The sequence below is a fragment of the Magnetococcales bacterium genome, from assembly GCA_015228815.1.
Lineage (GTDB): Bacteria > Pseudomonadota > Magnetococcia > Magnetococcales > UBA8363 > UBA8363.
Map to the genome: position 1 here is coordinate 1 of JADGCV010000025.1, position 16,330 is coordinate 16,330.

13 protein-coding genes are annotated in these 16,330 nt (G+C 58.3%); 4 read left to right on the forward strand and 9 right to left on the reverse strand.

The features are described from left to right. Positions 1-176 precede the first annotated feature (176 nt). From guaA to carA, 6 genes are all read right to left on the reverse strand, one after another. Entirely contained in the window at positions 177-1,775 is a 1,599-nt protein-coding gene (guaA, locus tag HQL76_11290; GenBank protein MBF0109750.1) for a glutamine-hydrolyzing GMP synthase, read from the reverse strand. Beyond that, entirely contained in the window at positions 1,772-3,232 is a 1,461-nt protein-coding gene (gene guaB, locus HQL76_11295; GenBank protein MBF0109751.1) for an IMP dehydrogenase, read from the reverse strand. Before guaB ends, guaA begins: the two co-directional genes overlap by 4 nt. Positions 3,233-3,375: 143 nt before the next feature. Next, a complete protein-coding gene (locus HQL76_11300; protein ID MBF0109752.1) occupies positions 3,376-4,029 on the reverse strand; it encodes a 23S rRNA methyltransferase in 654 nt (217 codons plus the stop codon). 15 nt (positions 4,030-4,044) lie between these two features. Beyond that, entirely contained in the window at positions 4,045-4,521 is a 477-nt protein-coding gene (gene greA / locus HQL76_11305) for a transcription elongation factor GreA (protein MBF0109753.1), read from the reverse strand. Positions 4,522-4,567: 46 nt separating this feature from the next. Beyond that, positions 4,568-7,840, reverse strand: a complete 3,273-nt coding sequence (carB, locus tag HQL76_11310; GenBank protein MBF0109754.1) for a carbamoyl-phosphate synthase large subunit — start codon at positions 7,838-7,840, stop codon at positions 4,568-4,570. A 13-nt stretch (positions 7,841-7,853) separates the two neighbouring features. Beyond that, positions 7,854-9,017: a glutamine-hydrolyzing carbamoyl-phosphate synthase small subunit gene (gene carA, locus HQL76_11315; protein MBF0109755.1), complete on the reverse strand. Its 1,164-nt coding sequence runs from the start codon at positions 9,015-9,017 to the stop codon at positions 7,854-7,856. A 413-nt stretch (positions 9,018-9,430) separates the two neighbouring features. Here carA and HQL76_11320 point away from each other — a divergent pair, with 413 nt between their 5' ends. From HQL76_11320 to HQL76_11335, 4 genes are all read left to right on the forward strand, one after another. After that, positions 9,431-9,823 carry a hypothetical protein gene (locus HQL76_11320; GenBank protein MBF0109756.1) on the forward strand — a complete coding sequence of 131 codons (393 nt, stop codon included), beginning with the start codon at positions 9,431-9,433 and terminating at the stop codon, positions 9,821-9,823. Positions 9,824-9,915: 92 nt separating this feature from the next. After that, positions 9,916-11,232, forward strand: coding sequence for a UDP-glucose/GDP-mannose dehydrogenase family protein (locus HQL76_11325; protein ID MBF0109757.1), 1,317 nt, complete (start codon positions 9,916-9,918; stop codon positions 11,230-11,232). 3 nt (positions 11,233-11,235) lie between these two features. Next, positions 11,236-12,630 (forward strand): phosphomannomutase/phosphoglucomutase, encoded by a 1,395-nt coding sequence (locus HQL76_11330; protein ID MBF0109758.1) that lies wholly within the window; start codon positions 11,236-11,238, stop codon positions 12,628-12,630. A 90-nt stretch (positions 12,631-12,720) separates the two neighbouring features. Then, positions 12,721-12,975 (forward strand): DUF1640 domain-containing protein, encoded by a 255-nt coding sequence (locus HQL76_11335; protein ID MBF0109759.1) that lies wholly within the window; start codon positions 12,721-12,723, stop codon positions 12,973-12,975. Between the two features lie 116 nt (positions 12,976-13,091). Here HQL76_11335 and HQL76_11340 read toward each other — a convergent pair whose 3' ends face one another. The 3 genes from HQL76_11340 to argB form a co-directional block, all read right to left on the reverse strand. After that, positions 13,092-13,892: a sulfite exporter TauE/SafE family protein gene (locus HQL76_11340; protein MBF0109760.1), complete on the reverse strand. Its 801-nt coding sequence runs from the start codon at positions 13,890-13,892 to the stop codon at positions 13,092-13,094. Between the two features lie 68 nt (positions 13,893-13,960). Next, on the reverse strand, positions 13,961-15,361 hold the full coding sequence (locus HQL76_11345) for a glutamate--cysteine ligase (GenBank protein ID MBF0109761.1): 1,401 nt from the start codon (positions 15,359-15,361) through the stop codon (positions 13,961-13,963). Between the two features lie 50 nt (positions 15,362-15,411). Continuing rightward, a complete protein-coding gene (argB, locus tag HQL76_11350; GenBank protein MBF0109762.1) occupies positions 15,412-16,296 on the reverse strand; it encodes an acetylglutamate kinase in 885 nt (294 codons plus the stop codon). Positions 16,297-16,330: the final 34 nt, after the last annotated feature.

Below are 16,330 nucleotides of genomic sequence, written 5' to 3' on the forward strand. Positions count from 1 at the left end.
GAATTTCCGCAAAAACCGCGGAAATTCGCTTCGGGTGAAATGGCGCGTAAAAAACAAAGTCAAAAACAAAATCAAAAACAAAACCCTGGGGGCAATCCCCCAGACCCCTTTTTTCTTTCAATAACTAAACCCGGAGGGTACCTGGGCAGTTACCAATAATTTCCACGATCCTTAAATCATTCCCACTCGATGGTCCCAGGGGGCTTCGAAGTGATGTCATAAGTGACACGGTTGATTCCCTGGACCTCGTTGATGATGCGGTTGGAAATTTTTTTCAGAAGCTCGGTCGGCATGGGATACCAGTCGGCGGTCATGTAGTCGCGCGTGGCAACCGCCCGCAACGCAACGACATATTCATAGGTCCTGCCATCCCCCATGACGCCGACACTCTTGACCGGAAGAAACACTGCAAAAGCCTGGGCAATTTTTTCATAATGACCCGCCCGCCGCAGTTCCTCGATATAGATGTGATCCGCCTGCCTGAGGATGTCGGCAAAATCACCACGGACCTCGCCCAGAATGCGAACCCCCAATCCCGGTCCGGGAAAGGGATGCCGAAAGACCATCTCCCGCGGCAGGCCCAGTTCCAATCCGACGTTGCGGACTTCATCCTTGAAAAGCTCCCGCAACGGTTCCAACAGGTTCAATCCCATTCGTTCGGGCAACCCGCCAACGTTGTGGTGCGATTTAATGTTGGTGGCGACTCCGGTCTTGCCGCCGGCTGACTCGATGACATCGGGATAGATGGTCCCCTGACCCAACCAGCGAACCCCCGGTATTTTTCCCGCCTCCTCCTCGAAGACTTCGATGAAGGCATGGCCGATGATTCGTCGTTTTTTCTCCGGATCGGTCACCCCCGCCAATCGTCCCAGAAACCGCTCCTGGGCCGCGACGTGGATCACCCGCACCCCCAGATGCCGGGCGAAGGTCGCCATCACCTCTTCCCCCTCGTGCAACCTGAGTAGACCGTTGTCCACAAAAATGCAGGTCAACTGCCGGCCAATGGCCCGGTGAACCAGGGCTGCGGTGACCGCCGAATCGACCCCGCCCGATAGTCCAAGGACGACATGATCCCCCCCGACCCGGGTACGTATGGCCTCGATCTCATGGTCGATGAACCCGGTGGCGGTCCACAGACCATGGGCGCCACAGATTCCCCGGACAAAACGTTCGATCAGCGCGGCGCCGTTTTCGGTATGATCGACCTCCGGATGAAACTGCACCCCAAACACGGAACGCGACGTCGATTCCATCGCCGCCACCAACCCCCCATGACTCATCGCCGTCACCACAAATCCTGGCGGAATTCCGGCAACGTGATCGCCATGGCTCATCCACACATTTTGCACCACCCCCCCCAACCAATCGGCAAGAAGAGGAGAACGATACCCCCCCTCCCCCGTGCCATGGATCGCAGCGCCACCGTATTCCCTCTTGCCCGAAGGATCGACCCGCCCCCCCAGATCCCGTGCCAACAGGTGCATGCCATAACAAATCCCCAACACCGGCACCCCAAGTTCGAGAATGGCAGGATTCAGGCCGGGAGCGCCCGCGTCATAGACCGAACGGTGCCCTCCCGAAAGGATGATCCCCAGGGGACGAAAGGCATGAATTTTTTCCCCCTCCATCGACCAGGGATGAATTTCGCAATAGCTGCCGCATTCGCGCACCCGCCGGGCAATGATCTGGGTATACTGTGATCCATAGTCCAGGATCAGGAATCGTTCGGAATGGATGGAATCGTTGGCAACGGTCATGGTCATGGAGCGGTTCATTCAAGACGGTAATTGGGGGCTTCCTTGGTCAAGGAAACATCGTGGACGTGCGATTCGCGCAAACCGGCACTCGTGATCCGCACGAACACCGGCTTTGTGCGCAAGGTTTGTATGTCGGGACAACCGGTATACCCCATCGCCGAACGGACCCCCCCCAGAATCTGGTGAATCAATGGTGCCAAAGGCCCTTTGTAGGGGACACGTCCCTCGACCCCCTCGGGAACCAGTTTATGCACCGCGACCTCCGTTTGAAAATAACGGTCCTTGGAACCATCCGCCATCGCCCCCAGCGATCCCATCCCGCGATAGGTCTTGTAGGAACGGCCCTGATAGAGAAACACCTCCCCCGGGGCCTCGTCGGTTCCCGCAAACATCGAACCCATCATGACACTGGAGGCCCCCGCGGCGATCGCCTTGGCCACCTCCCCGGAAAACTTGATCCCGCCGTCGGCGATGATCGGAATCTGGTCCCGATCCGCCTCCCGGGCACAATCAGCCACGGCGGTGATCTGCGGCACCCCAACCCCGGCAACGATGCGGGTGGTGCAGATGGAACCGGGTCCGATCCCCACCTTGACGGCGTCGGCCCCGGCGTCGATCAAGGCCCGGGTCGCCTCGGCGGTGGCGACGTTGCCGCCGATGACCTGGCAGTGGGAAAAGCGGTTCTTGATCCAGGAGACCGTTTCGAGAACTCCCCGTGAATGCCCATGGGCGGTATCGACGACGATGACATCGACATCCGCCGCCGCCAGGACCTGGGCCCGTTCCCGCCCCTCCGCCCCCACCCCGACCGCCGCCCCCACCCGCAGCCGTCCCGATCGATCCTTGCAGGCAAAGGGGTTGGTCTGGGCTTTTTCGATATCCTTCACCGTGATCAACCCGACGCAACGAAACGCCTGGTCCACCACCAGAAGTTTTTCGATGCGGTGATGATGCAACAACCGTTTGGCCTCGTCCATCGAGACCCCTTCCTGGACCGTCACCAGTTTGTTGCCCTGGGTCATCAATTCGGATACCGGCTGATTTTCGTCCGAGGCGAACCGGACATCACGGTTGGTGAGAATGCCCTGCAACACCCCATCCTCGCGGGTCACCGGAATGCCGCTGATGGAATGTTCCCGCATGATGCGGTTGGCCTCGCGCAATGGCGCCTGCGGCAAAATAGTCCAGGGATTGACCACCAGCCCCGCCACGAACCGCTTCACCGTCCGCACCTGATCGGCCTGTTCGGATAGCGACATGTTTTTGTGGATGATCCCCATCCCCCCCTCCTGGGCCATGGCGATGGCGGCCCGTCCCTCGGTCACCGTATCCATGGCGGCGGAAATCAGGGGAATGTTCAAAGCGATGTCCCGGGTCAACCGGGTGGAAAGATCGACATTCCCCGGCAGAACCTCGGAATAGGCAGGCACCAGGAGAACATCGTCAAACGTCAGGGCGGTATCGAGAATCTTCATGGTCCTCCATTGGCGCTGGCGAGGAATAAATTATTGAAAGAAAAAAGGGGCTTAAGGGATTGCCCCCAGGGTTCTTCTTTATAATTTTTATTGATCCCAAAAATCAAAACCCTGGGGGCAATCCCTTAAGCCCCTTTTTTCTTTTAATAATTTTTTACTCGGAATCCCACCCCGACCATATAAAGCTCCGCGCTACGGCTCCGGCTGGCCTTGGGTTTGACCACCTTGACTCGCGTAAAATCAAGATGGGCCCGCCGCACCGTTTCGTGAAATCCCGGCCCCTGGAACAGTTTGACCACCAATACGCCACCCGGACTCAACGTGGCGCGGGCAAATTCATGCGCCGCCTCGGCCAAAAGTTCACCCCGCGCCTGATCGGCAGTGGCAATCCCCGACATGTTGGGGGCCATGTCGGAAAGGACCACGTCCACCATCCGCTCGGGCGCGATCGCCTCCCGCAACTGTAAAAGCCCCACCTCCCCAAGAAAATCACCCTGGATGAACACCACCCCGTCCAATGGCGGCATCGACAACAGATCCATCGCCACCACCCGACCCCGTTCACCCACCAATCCCGTCGCCACCTGACTCCAACCACCAGGGGCCGATCCCAGATCGACCACCGTTTTCCCCGGACCCAGAATCGCTCTCCCCGCTTCTCCGAAGGGTTGGCCAGCGATTTCCAACAACTTGTAGGCGGCCCGCGATCGATAACCATCCCGTCGCGCCTGAAGCACAAACGGATCGTGATGATGCTCCTGCAACCAGCGGCTGCTGGAAGGTCGGCGTTTGGTCATCGAATCAGGCGGGGATCAATGATAATGGATCTCAAGAATTTCAAAACGGCGAATGCCTCCCGGAGCGTGAACCTGAACCCGATCTCCCTCCTCCTTGCCAATCATGCCGCGGGCCATCGGACTGGTGATCGAAATCATCCCCTGCTCCAGATTGGCTTCATCGACGCCGACGATCTGATAGGTTGCCTCCTCGTCGGTTTCGACGTCGGTGACGGTAACCGTGGCACCAAAAACAACTTTGCTCGATTGAATCTTGGACGGGTCGATGATCTCCGCCTGGGCCAGACGGGTCTCAAGTTCCGTAATCCGCCCCTCGTTGAAGGATTGTTGTTCCTTTGCGGCATGATATTCCGCATTTTCCGACAAATCCCCGTGTTCGCGCGCCACCGAGATGGCTTCGACGATACGGGGCCTTTCGACCGATTTGAGCCGTTTCAACTCTTCTTTGAGTTTTTCGGCGCCACGAACGGTCATTGGGATCCTTTGGGACATGATCAAACCATCCTTAACAAGTTGTCGCGCACCAACGCCTGGGTCATCAGTACACGGTGATCATGGCTTCATGTTGGATTTCCAGGTGATAGTCCTGGAGGGCCTTGCACCGAAAGCCCGATTCCTTGATGGCCGCCATGGCCGCCACCGCCGCCCTCATGCCGGCGATGGTCGTAAAATAGGGAATGCGCCCCAACAGGGCACTCCGACGCATGGACAGCGAATCGGCAAGGGCCGACTTGCCGTGTGTGGTGTTGAACACCAGAAGAATGTCGCCGTTTTTCATCAGATCCACGATGTCGGGACGCCCCTGGTTGACCTTGTTGACCTGAGTGACCGGCAGCCCTTCACGTCGCAAAAAGTTGGCCGTCCCTTCCGTGGCGCAGAGGGTAAACCCCATCTCCACCAGACGCCGTGCCGGTTGCAGGACGGCCCGTTTGTCGTCATCGCGAACGGAAATACAGGCCATCCCCCTTCCACCACTCCCCGGTCGCGGCAAAATGGTCCCGGCACTTTCCTGGGCCTTGGCAAATGCCAGGGCAAAGGAATCGGCCAAACCCATCACCTCGCCGGTCGATTTCATTTCGGGTCCCAGAATCGTATCGACGCCGGGAAATTTTTCGAACGGGAAGACCGCCTCCTTGACGGCCATGTGGGCGAAGCGTGGCTCCTTCCTTGGGCCGATGTCGGCCAGCCGCCCCCCCGCCATGATCCGCGCCCCCACCTTGGCCAGCGGCACCCCGGTGGCCTTGGAAACGAACGGCACCGTCCGGGAGGCCCGCGGGTTGACCTCCAAAATATAAACCGCTCCTTGACAAATGGCAAATTGAACGTTCATCAACCCGACAACATTCAGCGCCCTGGCGAGCAATACCGTCTGTCGTTTGATCTCATCGATCAGATCCTGGCCAATGGAATAGGGCGGAAGCGAACAGGCCGAATCGCCCGAATGGATCCCCGCCTCCTCGATGTGTTCCATGACCCCCCCGACCAGGACATCCGTCCCGTCGGCCAGGCAATCGACATCGATTTCGATGGCATCCCGGAGAAAATGATCGAGCAGCACCGGATGGTCGGGAGAGGCGCGAACCGCGGTACGCATGTACCGTTCAAGGTCGTTGGCGGCATGAACGATCTCCATCGCCCGTCCCCCCAGGACATAGGAAGGACGCACCACGATCGGATAACCCACCGACTCGGCCGAAGCCAGCGCCTCCCCCTCGGAACGGGCAATGGCATTCTTCGGTTGTCTGAGGCCCAACCGTTCCAGGAGAACCTGAAACCGTTCCCGATCCTCGGCCTCGTCAATGGCATCGGGGCTGGTGCCGATAATGGGCGCCCCCGCCGCTTCCAGGGGTTTGGCCAGCTTGAGCGGCGTCTGTCCCCCGAGTTGCACGATGATCCCCTCGGGTCGTTCGGTTTCGACAATGTTGAGCACATCCTCGAAGGTCAGCGGCTCGAAATAGAGGCGGTCGGAGGTATCGTAATCGGTGGAGACGGTTTCGGGATTGCAATTGACCATGATGGTCTCGAATCCCCCCTCCTTGAGGGCAAAGGCGGCGTGGACGCAGCAATAATCGAACTCGATCCCCTGACCGATCCGGTTCGGCCCTCCCCCCAGAATCATGATCTTGCGCCGGGAACTGGGTTGGGCTTCGCACTGGTGTTCGTAGGTGGAATAGAGATAGGCGGTCTGCGACGCGAATTCGGCGGCACAGGTATCGACCCTCTTGAACACCGGGACAACCCCATGGCCTTTCCGGATGCCGCGAATGGTGGTTTCCTCCGAATTCATGATCCTGGCCAGGGTCGCATCGGAAAAACCCATCCGCTTCAAGTCCCACCAGGCCTCCCGCGTCAGGTCCTGGGGGCGACGGCCATAAAGAAGCCGTTCCTTCTCGACGATCTGCTGAATCTGATCGAGAAACCAGGGATCGATGGCGGTCACCTTGTGAATCCACGCCAGCGAACGGCCCAGGCGAAAGGCATCCGCCACCAGAAGAATACGGTCGGGGCCGGCAAAATGAAGCTGCCGCTCCAGGGCGGCATCCCGTTCCTCCCGCGATTCGAATCGTTGCGCCGCAAAGATGGGATCAAACCCCGACAACCCCGTCTCCATCGAACGCAACGCCTTGTGCATCGATTCCTTGAAGGTCCGGCCAATGGCCATCGCCTCGCCCACCGATTTCATCTGCGTCGTCAGAATCGGTTCGGCCTGGGGAAATTTTTCGAAGGTGAACCGGGGAATCTTGGTGACGACATAGTCGATCGTCGGTTCGAAGGAGGCCGGAGTCACCCCGGTGATGTCGTTCATGATCTCCGGCAGGGTATAGCCGACCGCCAGTTTGGCCGCCACCTTGGCGATGGGAAACCCCGTCGCCTTGGAGGCCAGGGCCGAGGAACGCGACACCCGGGGATTCATTTCGATGACCACCATCCGGCCATTCTGGGGATTGATGGCAAACTGGACGTTCGATCCTCCGGTATCGACGCCGACCTCGCGCAGGATGGCGATGGAAGCGTCGCGCAGTTCCTGATATTCCTTGTCGGTCAAAGTCAGGGCAGGCGCCACGGTGATCGAATCGCCGGTATGGATTCCCATCGGATCGATGTTTTCGATCGAACAGACGATGATGGCGTTATCCATCCGGTCCCGGACCACCTCCATCTCGAATTCCTTCCAGCCGATCAACGATTCCTCGATCAGGACTTCGGCGGTCGGCGAGGCGGCCAGTCCCCTGCGGACGATGGTTTCGTATTCCTCCATGTTGTAGGCCACCCCCCCTCCGGTCCCGCCGAGGGTATAGCTGGGGCGGATGATCAGGGGAAAATTGATCTGCCGTTGAATCGCCAGGGCATCGTCCCAATTGTGGGCAAAGCCGCTCAGCGCCATTTCCAGGCCGATCCGGGTCATCGCCTTCTTGAACAGTTCCCGGTCCTCCGCCTTGGCAATCGCTTCGCGCGAGGCGCCGATCAATTCGACGCCATAGCGTTCCAGGACCCCCTGCTGGGCCAGTTTCATTGCCAGATTCAACGCGGTCTGCCCCCCCATGGTCGGCAGCAGCGCCTGAGGCCGCTCCATGTCGATGATCCGGGTCAGTACCTCCACGGTCAACGGTTCGACATAGGTGCGATGGGCCAGTTCGGGATCGGTCATGATGGTGGCGGGATTGGAATTGACCAGGACGACCTGGAATCCCTCCTCGCGCAGCGCCTTGCAGGCCTGGGCCCCGGAATAATCGAATTCACACGCCTGACCGATGACGATGGGACCGGCGCCGATGATAAATATTTTCTCGATATCCTGCCGTCTGGGCATGGCCGTCACCTTGTCATGAATGGCGGGCGTGACGCATCAGGGTCACAAAATCGCCAAAAAGATAATGGGCATCGTGCGGACCGGGACTCGCCTCGGGATGGTATTGCACCGAGAACACCGGCAATCGATTGTGACGCATCCCCTCGATCGTGCCATCGAACAGGGATTCGTGGGTCACCGTCACGTCGGCGGGAAGGGTGTCGCGGGAGACGACGAATCCGTGATTCTGCGATGTGATCTCGACCAGTCCCGTCCCAAGATGGCGCACCGGATGATTGCCGCCCCGATGGCCAAATTTCAACTTGGTCGTCGTCCCCCCCAAAGCGAGGGCGAGCATCTGGTGACCCAGGCAAATGCCGAACGTGGGCTTTTTGGTTTCGAGGATTTTTTCGATCAGACCGATTCCGTGTCGAACCGCCTCGGGGTCGCCCGGACCATTGGAGAGAAAATATCCTTCGCAACCGCTGTCCAACAACGTCGCCGGTTCCACCCGGGACGGCCAGACCTCCAGGGAGCATCCAGCCGACACCAGGGAACGCAGAATGTTGTGCTTGACCCCGAAATCCAGCACCGCCACCTTGAACGGTGGTCCAGACTCCGCCACCGGTTCCCTGTTCCAGGGCAGCCAGACGCTGTTTTTCCAGGGAACGAGGCCGTCGCGCCAGGGATAGGATTGCTCACAGGTCACCTCGTCGGTCAGGTCCATCCCCGCCAGGCCTGGCCAGGCCCTGGTCTTGGCCAGCAACGAAGCGCCGTCGAAATCGACCGTCGAAAGAATGCCCCTCCGGGCGCCATGTGTACGCAGCCATCCCACCAGTTGCCGGGTATCGATCCCCTCGATGGCGGGAATCCGGTGGCGTGCGAGAAATCCCGACACATCCTCCTTGGACCGCCAGTTGGAGGGAATGCGGGAAGATTCGCGCAACACAAACCCCCGAAGCCAGGGACGACGCGACTCCATGTCCAGGGGATTGACGCCGACATTGCCGATTTGCGAAGCGGTCATGGTGACGATCTGTCCGGCGTAGGAAGGATCGCTCATGATTTCCTGGTATCCGGTCATGGAGGTGTTGAAACACACCTCGCCCACCGCTTCCCCCTCGGCGCCGCAGGCGAAGCCGTCGAACCGGGTACCGTCATCCAACATCAATACCGCCCTGTCCACGCCATGGATCATCGAAGACCATCCGTTCGATCGCTTTGAGTTAAGGCAAACCACCATCTTGAATCTAAACCGGTCCGGACCTTTTGCCAACCCACAAAAAATTGTCGAAAGAATTCATCATCGACCCGTCCCACCCTTCGATCCTGTCAAACGGGGGCCGATTCCAGGAGCCGGATGCGGTATTCATCAATTTTTCCATTTTTTTTTCGTTTTCGACAATCCAGAGGCAAAACCATGTTTGATTTCCATGAATACAATTGGTTAATCTTGTTTTTTTTCCCATCGTGAACCGATCGCTTGACCGGGATGTCGCGGGCAGGAACGGGTGAACCGTTGGCGATGACATGCCAACAAGGTTATGATTCACCGACCCGGCAGCAGAAATTATGAATCGGATCTTTCTTTTCTCCTTGAGAGGTGGTGCCATGTCATCAATCGCACGCAGGACCATGCTTGGCGCATGGGTATTTCTGGGAATTTCCCTGGGGCATTCCGTGGCCGTCAATGCCGAAAACCGCGGCATGATCAGCTACAACGAGGATGTCCGACCCATTTTCCAGATTCGTTGCCTGGAATGCCATTCGGGCAACGGTTCCGGGGTCGTCGGCAGCGGCCTGAACATGGAGACCTACGAAAACCTGATGCGCGGCACCCGCTATGGACCGATCATCATTCCCGGAAACGCCATGGTCAGCAATCTCAACGTCCTGGTGGAAGGACGTGCCGGCATCCGCATGCCACACAACCGTAAACGCCTCACCACCTGCGAAATCGACATTCTGCGCGACTGGGTCAATCAGGGGGCCAGGAACAATTAAAGAGTCGTCGGCAACCCTGAACGTGTGCATGATCGCGGACCATTTCTTTATCGCAGGCAGCCATTTTCAGGTCTTGTTAAGGATTTGAACCCATGCGCATCACCATGATCGGTACCGGTTATGTCGGATTGGTTTCCGGGGCCTGTTTCGCCGAATTCGGCGCCGAAGTCATCTGCGTGGATGTGGACCGTGAAAAAATCGATCGTCTGAACCAGGGAAAACTTCCCATTTTCGAAACCGGCCTGGAAGAACTGGTCCATCGCAACCACCGGGAGGGCCGCCTGCTGTTTCAGACCGATACCCGGGAAGCGGTCTCCCGAAGCGATCTGGTGTTCATCGCCGTGGGGACTCCGGAACGTCGTGGCGATGGCGCCGCCGATTTGCAGTATGTCCATCAGGCGGCGCGCGATGTGGCCCGGGGCATCGAGAAATTCACCGTGGTGGTCACCAAATCGACGGTACCGGTCGGTACCGGACAACAGGTGGCCCGGATCATCCGCGAGGAAAACCCCGGGGCCGATTTCGAGATGGCCTCCAATCCCGAATTTTTGCGGGAAGGGGCGGCCATCGAGGATTTCATGAATCCCGACCGGGTGGTCATCGGCGTGGAATCGGAACGGGCGGCCCAGGCGCTCAAAAACCTTTACCGGCCCCTGTATCGCAGCGAAACCCCCATCCTGATCACCAACATCGCCACCGCCGAATTGACCAAGTATGCCGCCAACGCCTTTCTGGCCACCAAGATCACCTTCATCAACCAACTGGCCAATCTGTGTGAAGCCGTGGGGGCGGATGTACATCATGTGGCCAAGGGGATGGGACTGGACCGGCGGATCGGGGCACCCTTTCTGCAACCCGGACCCGGTTATGGCGGGTCCTGTTTTCCCAAGGATACCCAGGCCCTGGCCAAGACGGCCCGGGAACATGGCCAGCCGGTCGGCATCGTCGAAAAGGTGATCGAGGCCAACCAGCAGCAAAAACTGCGCATGGTAGACAAGATTGTCACGGCGCTCGGCGGGGAGGTCGCCGGTCGGCAACTGGCCATTCTTGGTCTTGCCTTCAAGCCCAACACCGACGATTTACGCGATGCCCCCGCCCTGACCATCCTGCCCCGGCTGTTGCAACGGGGGGCGATCATCCGTGCCTTCGATCCCGAGGCGATGCGGGAAGCGGCCAAATACCTTCCGGGAATCGAACTGGTTGCCGGTCCCTACGAAGCCTGCAAGGATGCCGATGCCGTCGTCATCCTGACCGAATGGAACCAGTTTCGCAATCTGCAACTTGACCGTCTCAAGGGATTGCTCAAACCACAACCGGACGGACGCCGTGTCTTTTGTGATTTACGCAACATCTACGAACCCAGCCTCATGAAGGAACAGGGTTTCCACTACATCTGCGTAGGCCGTTGACCCATGAATGCAATCAATCCGCACATTTTTCGCGAATACGACATCCGCGGCATCGCCGGAAGCGAATTGACCGAATCCCTGGTCTTCGATCTGGGCCGGATGTTTGCCAGCCGTCTGCGTGACGAGTTGGCGACGACCACGGCACCTCGGGTGGCGGTTGGTCGCGATGGCCGTCTTTCCTCGCCACAACTGAGCCGGCAACTGGCCCTGGGGTTGGCCCAGGGGGGGGCCCGGGTCGATGATGTCGGCCTCGTCCCCAGTCCGGGGCTTTATTTCGCGATGCATCATTTCCAGGCAGACGCCGGCATCATGGTGACGGGAAGTCACAACCCATCCGACTACAATGGCCTGAAAATGGTCAAGGCAAGCCGGCCCGTCTATGGACAACAGATCCAGGATCTCAGGGAGGCCCTTGTTGCCGGAACTTTTCACGATCATCCGGGTGGTTCCATACGACAGGAGGATATTCTCGAACCGTATCTGCAACGACTCACCGCGGATTTCAGGCCGGGCCGCCGGGTCAAGGTGGTCCTTGATTGCGGCAACGGCGCCAGTGGCGTCATTGCGCCGCAATTGTTGCGGCATCTGCCCGGCATCGAGGGAGAGGCCATCCTTGCCGAGGTCGATGGTCGTTTTCCCAATCATCATCCCGATCCGACCCTGCCGGAAAATCTGCACCATCTGCGGCGGCGGATGGAGGAGACGGGCGCGGAACTGGGAATCGCCTATGATGGCGATGGGGATCGGATTGGCGCCCTGGACCACCAGGGACGGATTGTGTGGGGGGATCGGATGATGATCCTTTTTGCCCGGCAGATCCTGGCCACGCAACCCGGAGCGACCATCATCGGCGATGCCAAATGTTCGCAGGTCATGTTCGATGCCGTGGCCCGGGCCGGAGGGAAACCCTTGATGTGGAAAACGGGACATTCGCTGATCAAGACCAAGATGAAGGAAACAGGGGCACCGTTGGCGGGAGAGATGAGCGGGCATCTTTTCTTCGCCGACCGTTATCTGGGATTCGACGATGCCCTGTATGCGACGGTGCGTCTGATCGAAATCGTCGCCGAATCACCGCAAAACCTGGCGCAACGTCTTGCCGACCTGCCGGAGGTTTTTGCCACACCCGAATTGCGCATCGACTGTCCCGACGCCCGAAAATTTCAGGTCATGGCACGGATTCTCGAAGGGGAGAAAAAGAAAAAATCCGATTTTTCCGATGTCGATGGTGTTCGGGTCCGTTGTCCGGGGGGATGGTGGTTGTTGCGGGTTTCCAACACCCAACCGGCCCTCGTGGCCCGGGTCGAGGCGGAGAGTCGCCAACGGTTGTTGGAAATCCTCACGGGCCTGGAGGCCTTGTTGCAGCCGGAAGGAATCAGACTTCCCGTGTGGGAATAGAAGGTCGCAGCCTCGGAAAAAAGAGCGCGTGGCAAAAATCGTGACCGTTCAGCGCCCCCTCGTATTCTGGATTGTGACTTAGGAGGCCATATGCCCGGTGCAATTGCTTTCGATACACACGTCTACGTCAAAAAACTCAAAGCCGTTGGAGTTTCCGAGGAACAAGCTGAAGTTCAGGCTGAAACCTTGGCACAACTGATTGATGAACGGTTGGCTACCAAACAGGATTTGGAACGCGGCCTTAAAGAGTTGGAAATGCGGTTAACCCATACATTGACCGTGCGACTTGGCGGTATGCTGGTGGTTGGCGTTACCGTAGTGGCTGCCTTGGTTAAAATTCTCTGAACTTGTCTCCATTGAACATCGACGAACAACGGTTTCTGACTCTGGGCCTGCTGTGCGGTCATGTGGTAGTCGTAGCGCACACCGAGCGGGACGAACATTGGCCTGCCGCATAGATATTATTTCAGTATGAGTTTGATGCCGACAGCAATCAAAAACAAACCAAAACCGCGTTTCAGGTGTTTTTGCGGCAGGGCATGCGCCAGACGAACGCCGATGGGGGTCGTGATCAGGGTGCCGCAAACGATCCCGAGAAAGGCCTGGGGCAGGATGAAGCCAAAGGCACCCTCCGGTAGATGTGGATTGCCCCATCCCGCCTGGACATAGCCGATGGCCCCGGAAAAAGCGAGAAAAAATCCCATCGCGGAAGCGGAACCGACGGCACGGAGCATCGGCAATCCCCGGACAAGATTCAACACCGGGACCGCCAGAGTTCCGCCACCAATTCCGAACAGACTGGAAATGGCGCCGATGATCAAGCCGAGCAGGGGATTGAAAAGTTCGGCGATCAAAGGTTTTCCCGAACCATCCCCTTTTTTTCCGCGCAACATTTCGATGCCGACGATGATTTCAAAACACCCGAAGAGAAGACGCAACAATCCGCCATTCATCAAAGCCGCCAGTTGCGACCCGAACCAGGCGCCCAAAAAGATGCCGGGGATGAATTGAACGACATGCCGCCAATCGACGGCGCCACGGCGATGATGATTCAGGGTGGCGGAAATGTTGGTGATGACGATGGTCGCCAGAGAGGTCCCGACCGCCAGATGCATGATCACTTCGGATGCGATCTGGCTGTTGGCGAAAAGGACAAGGAGGGCGGGAACGATGATGATGCCTCCACCCACGCCAAAAAGACCGGCAATGATGCCGGCGATCAGTCCAGTCAACAGGGCGGCAAGGAACAGGGTGAAACTCATGTCCGCTTCTCCAGGGAAAAACGATTGTCGAACCGAACATCCAGGTCAATACGGTTCACGAAGTAGATTCAACCACATTCACCATAGAAAGATTCGAATTCCTCCTCGGTGAACACCGGATCGACCCGCTCTCCCCAGCGTTCACGGTATGCCACGAGCAAACGATCCGCGGGAGACCGGCCCGATTCGGCCCATTGAAAGAGCACCTTGAGAAAGATTGATTCATCGCAACCATTCGGGTTGCGATGATCGAGGGTCCGCAGACCGTCACGGGCCAGCTCCAGGAGTTCGAGAGCCAGGGTCCGCAACGTCCCCCCACCCGGCAGGGCCGTCCCGAGACCCGTCCGGGGCACCTCGGCGTGAAGGCGGCGACGTTGGGCCAAAGACCATTGGGCAACCCGGTCCCATGCCCCCTCCAGAGCATCGTCGTCGTACAGCAATCCTTTCCAGAAGGCGGGCAAGGCACAGAGTGTCGCGGAGTTGCCGGCGTCGGCGCCCCGGGTCTCCAGATAGCGCTTGAGACGGACGTCGGGAAAGAGGGTTGAAAGGTGCAGCGCCCAGTCGTCAAGGGTGGGCCGCTGACCGGGAAGAAGGGGGAAACGTCCGGCGAAAAATTCGCCGAAGGGAACCCCTCCCGCCGGATGGTAACGGCCTTCACGATAATAAAACAACATGGGAACGTTCAAGGCGTATTCGACATAACGATCGAAGCCGAAGGTTTCATCGAAAACGAACGGCAGAAAACCGCATCGATCGGGATCGGTATGACGCCAGATTTCGGCCCGGTAGCTGGTGAATCCGTTGGGTCTGCCGTCGATGAAGGGGGAATTGGCGAAAAGGGCGGTGATGACGGGTTGCACAGCCATCATCAGGCGAAATTTGCGCACCATGTCCCGTTCATCGGCATAGTCAAGATTGGCCTGGACGGTGGTGGTTCGGGTCATCATGTCCAGACTGAGTTTTCCCCGGGTGGGCAGATAGTCGCGCATGACGCGGTAACGTCCCTTGGGCATCCAGGGAATTTGATCGAAACGCCATTTGGGCTGCACCCCGATCCCGAGAAAGGCAATGTCCAGGTCACGGCAGACAAGCCCCAATTGATGGAGGTGTTCGTTGATTTCATCTTGGGTTTCATGAATGGTTTCAAGAGGAGCGCCGGAAAGTTCCAGTTGACCACCCGGTTCCAGGGTGATCGCGGCAGGACCTCGGGTAAGGGCAATGGGAAGCCCGTCTTCGAAGACCGGTTCCCAACCAAATTTTTCCGCCATGAGGATCAGGACGGCTTTGATTCCGGCATCCCCTTCATAGGGGATGGGCGTCAGGTCTTTTTTGCGGAAGCCGAATTTTTCGTGCTCCGTGCCAATGCGCCACTGATGGCGCGGTTTGTTACCCTCATGAAACCAGGCGATCAGGGTCTCCCTTGATTCTACCGGCGGATTTTCTTTTTCTGTTTCTTGGGACGTTTTCAAATAGATTCCCTTCGTGGAATGGAACGTTGCCGTGATCGGCCCGATAAGGCTCAGCGGACGCAGGTTCCCACCCCCTTGTCGGTGAAGACTTCCAACAACAGGGCATGTTCGATACGACCGTCGATGATGTGGGTCGAGACGACGCCTCCCTCGATGGCCTTGACGCAGGTTTCGACCTTGGGGATCATGCCGCCGGTGACGGTTCCTTGATGGATCAAACCGCCGACATCGGTGGTGTGGAGTTCGCTGATCAGGCGGCCCGACTTGTCCTTGACTCCGAGGACATCGGTCAGGAGAATCAGTTTTTCCGCCTTCAGGGCGACGGCAATGGCCCCGGAAACAGTATCGGCATTGATATTGTAGGTTTCACCCGCCTCGCCGACACCGACGGGGGCAATCACCGGGATCAAGGTGGAATGGGACAGAAGATCCAGCAGGGTGGTGTCGATCCGTTCGACATCGCCCACCCAACCCAGGTCGATGATTTCCGGAGTTTCCAGTTCCGGCCCCTGACGGATGTGCTGCCGCTTTCGCGCCTGGATGGTGTGACCATCCTTGCCGGACAATCCCACGGCACGACCACCGTTGAGATTGATCAGGCTGACGATGTCCTTGTTTACCTTGCCAGCCAGCACCATCTCCACTACATTGACGGTTTCCTGATCCGTCACCCTCAATCCATCGACAAAATGCGGTTTGAGCCCCATGCGACTCATGGTCTGACCAATCTGCGGGCCGCCGCCATGGACGACGACCGGCTTGATTCCCACCTGACGCATGAGGATGATGTCCTTGACGAAGGAAACCTTCAAAGCCTCGTCAACCATGGCATGGCCACCATACTTGATGACGAAGGTCTTGCCATCGAAACGGCGCATGTAGGGGAGGGATTCGATGAGAACGCGCGCCTTGTCAACCCGATCTTCAAGAGGCATGTCAATCTCCTTCAAGGTTGGGGATGCGGTAACC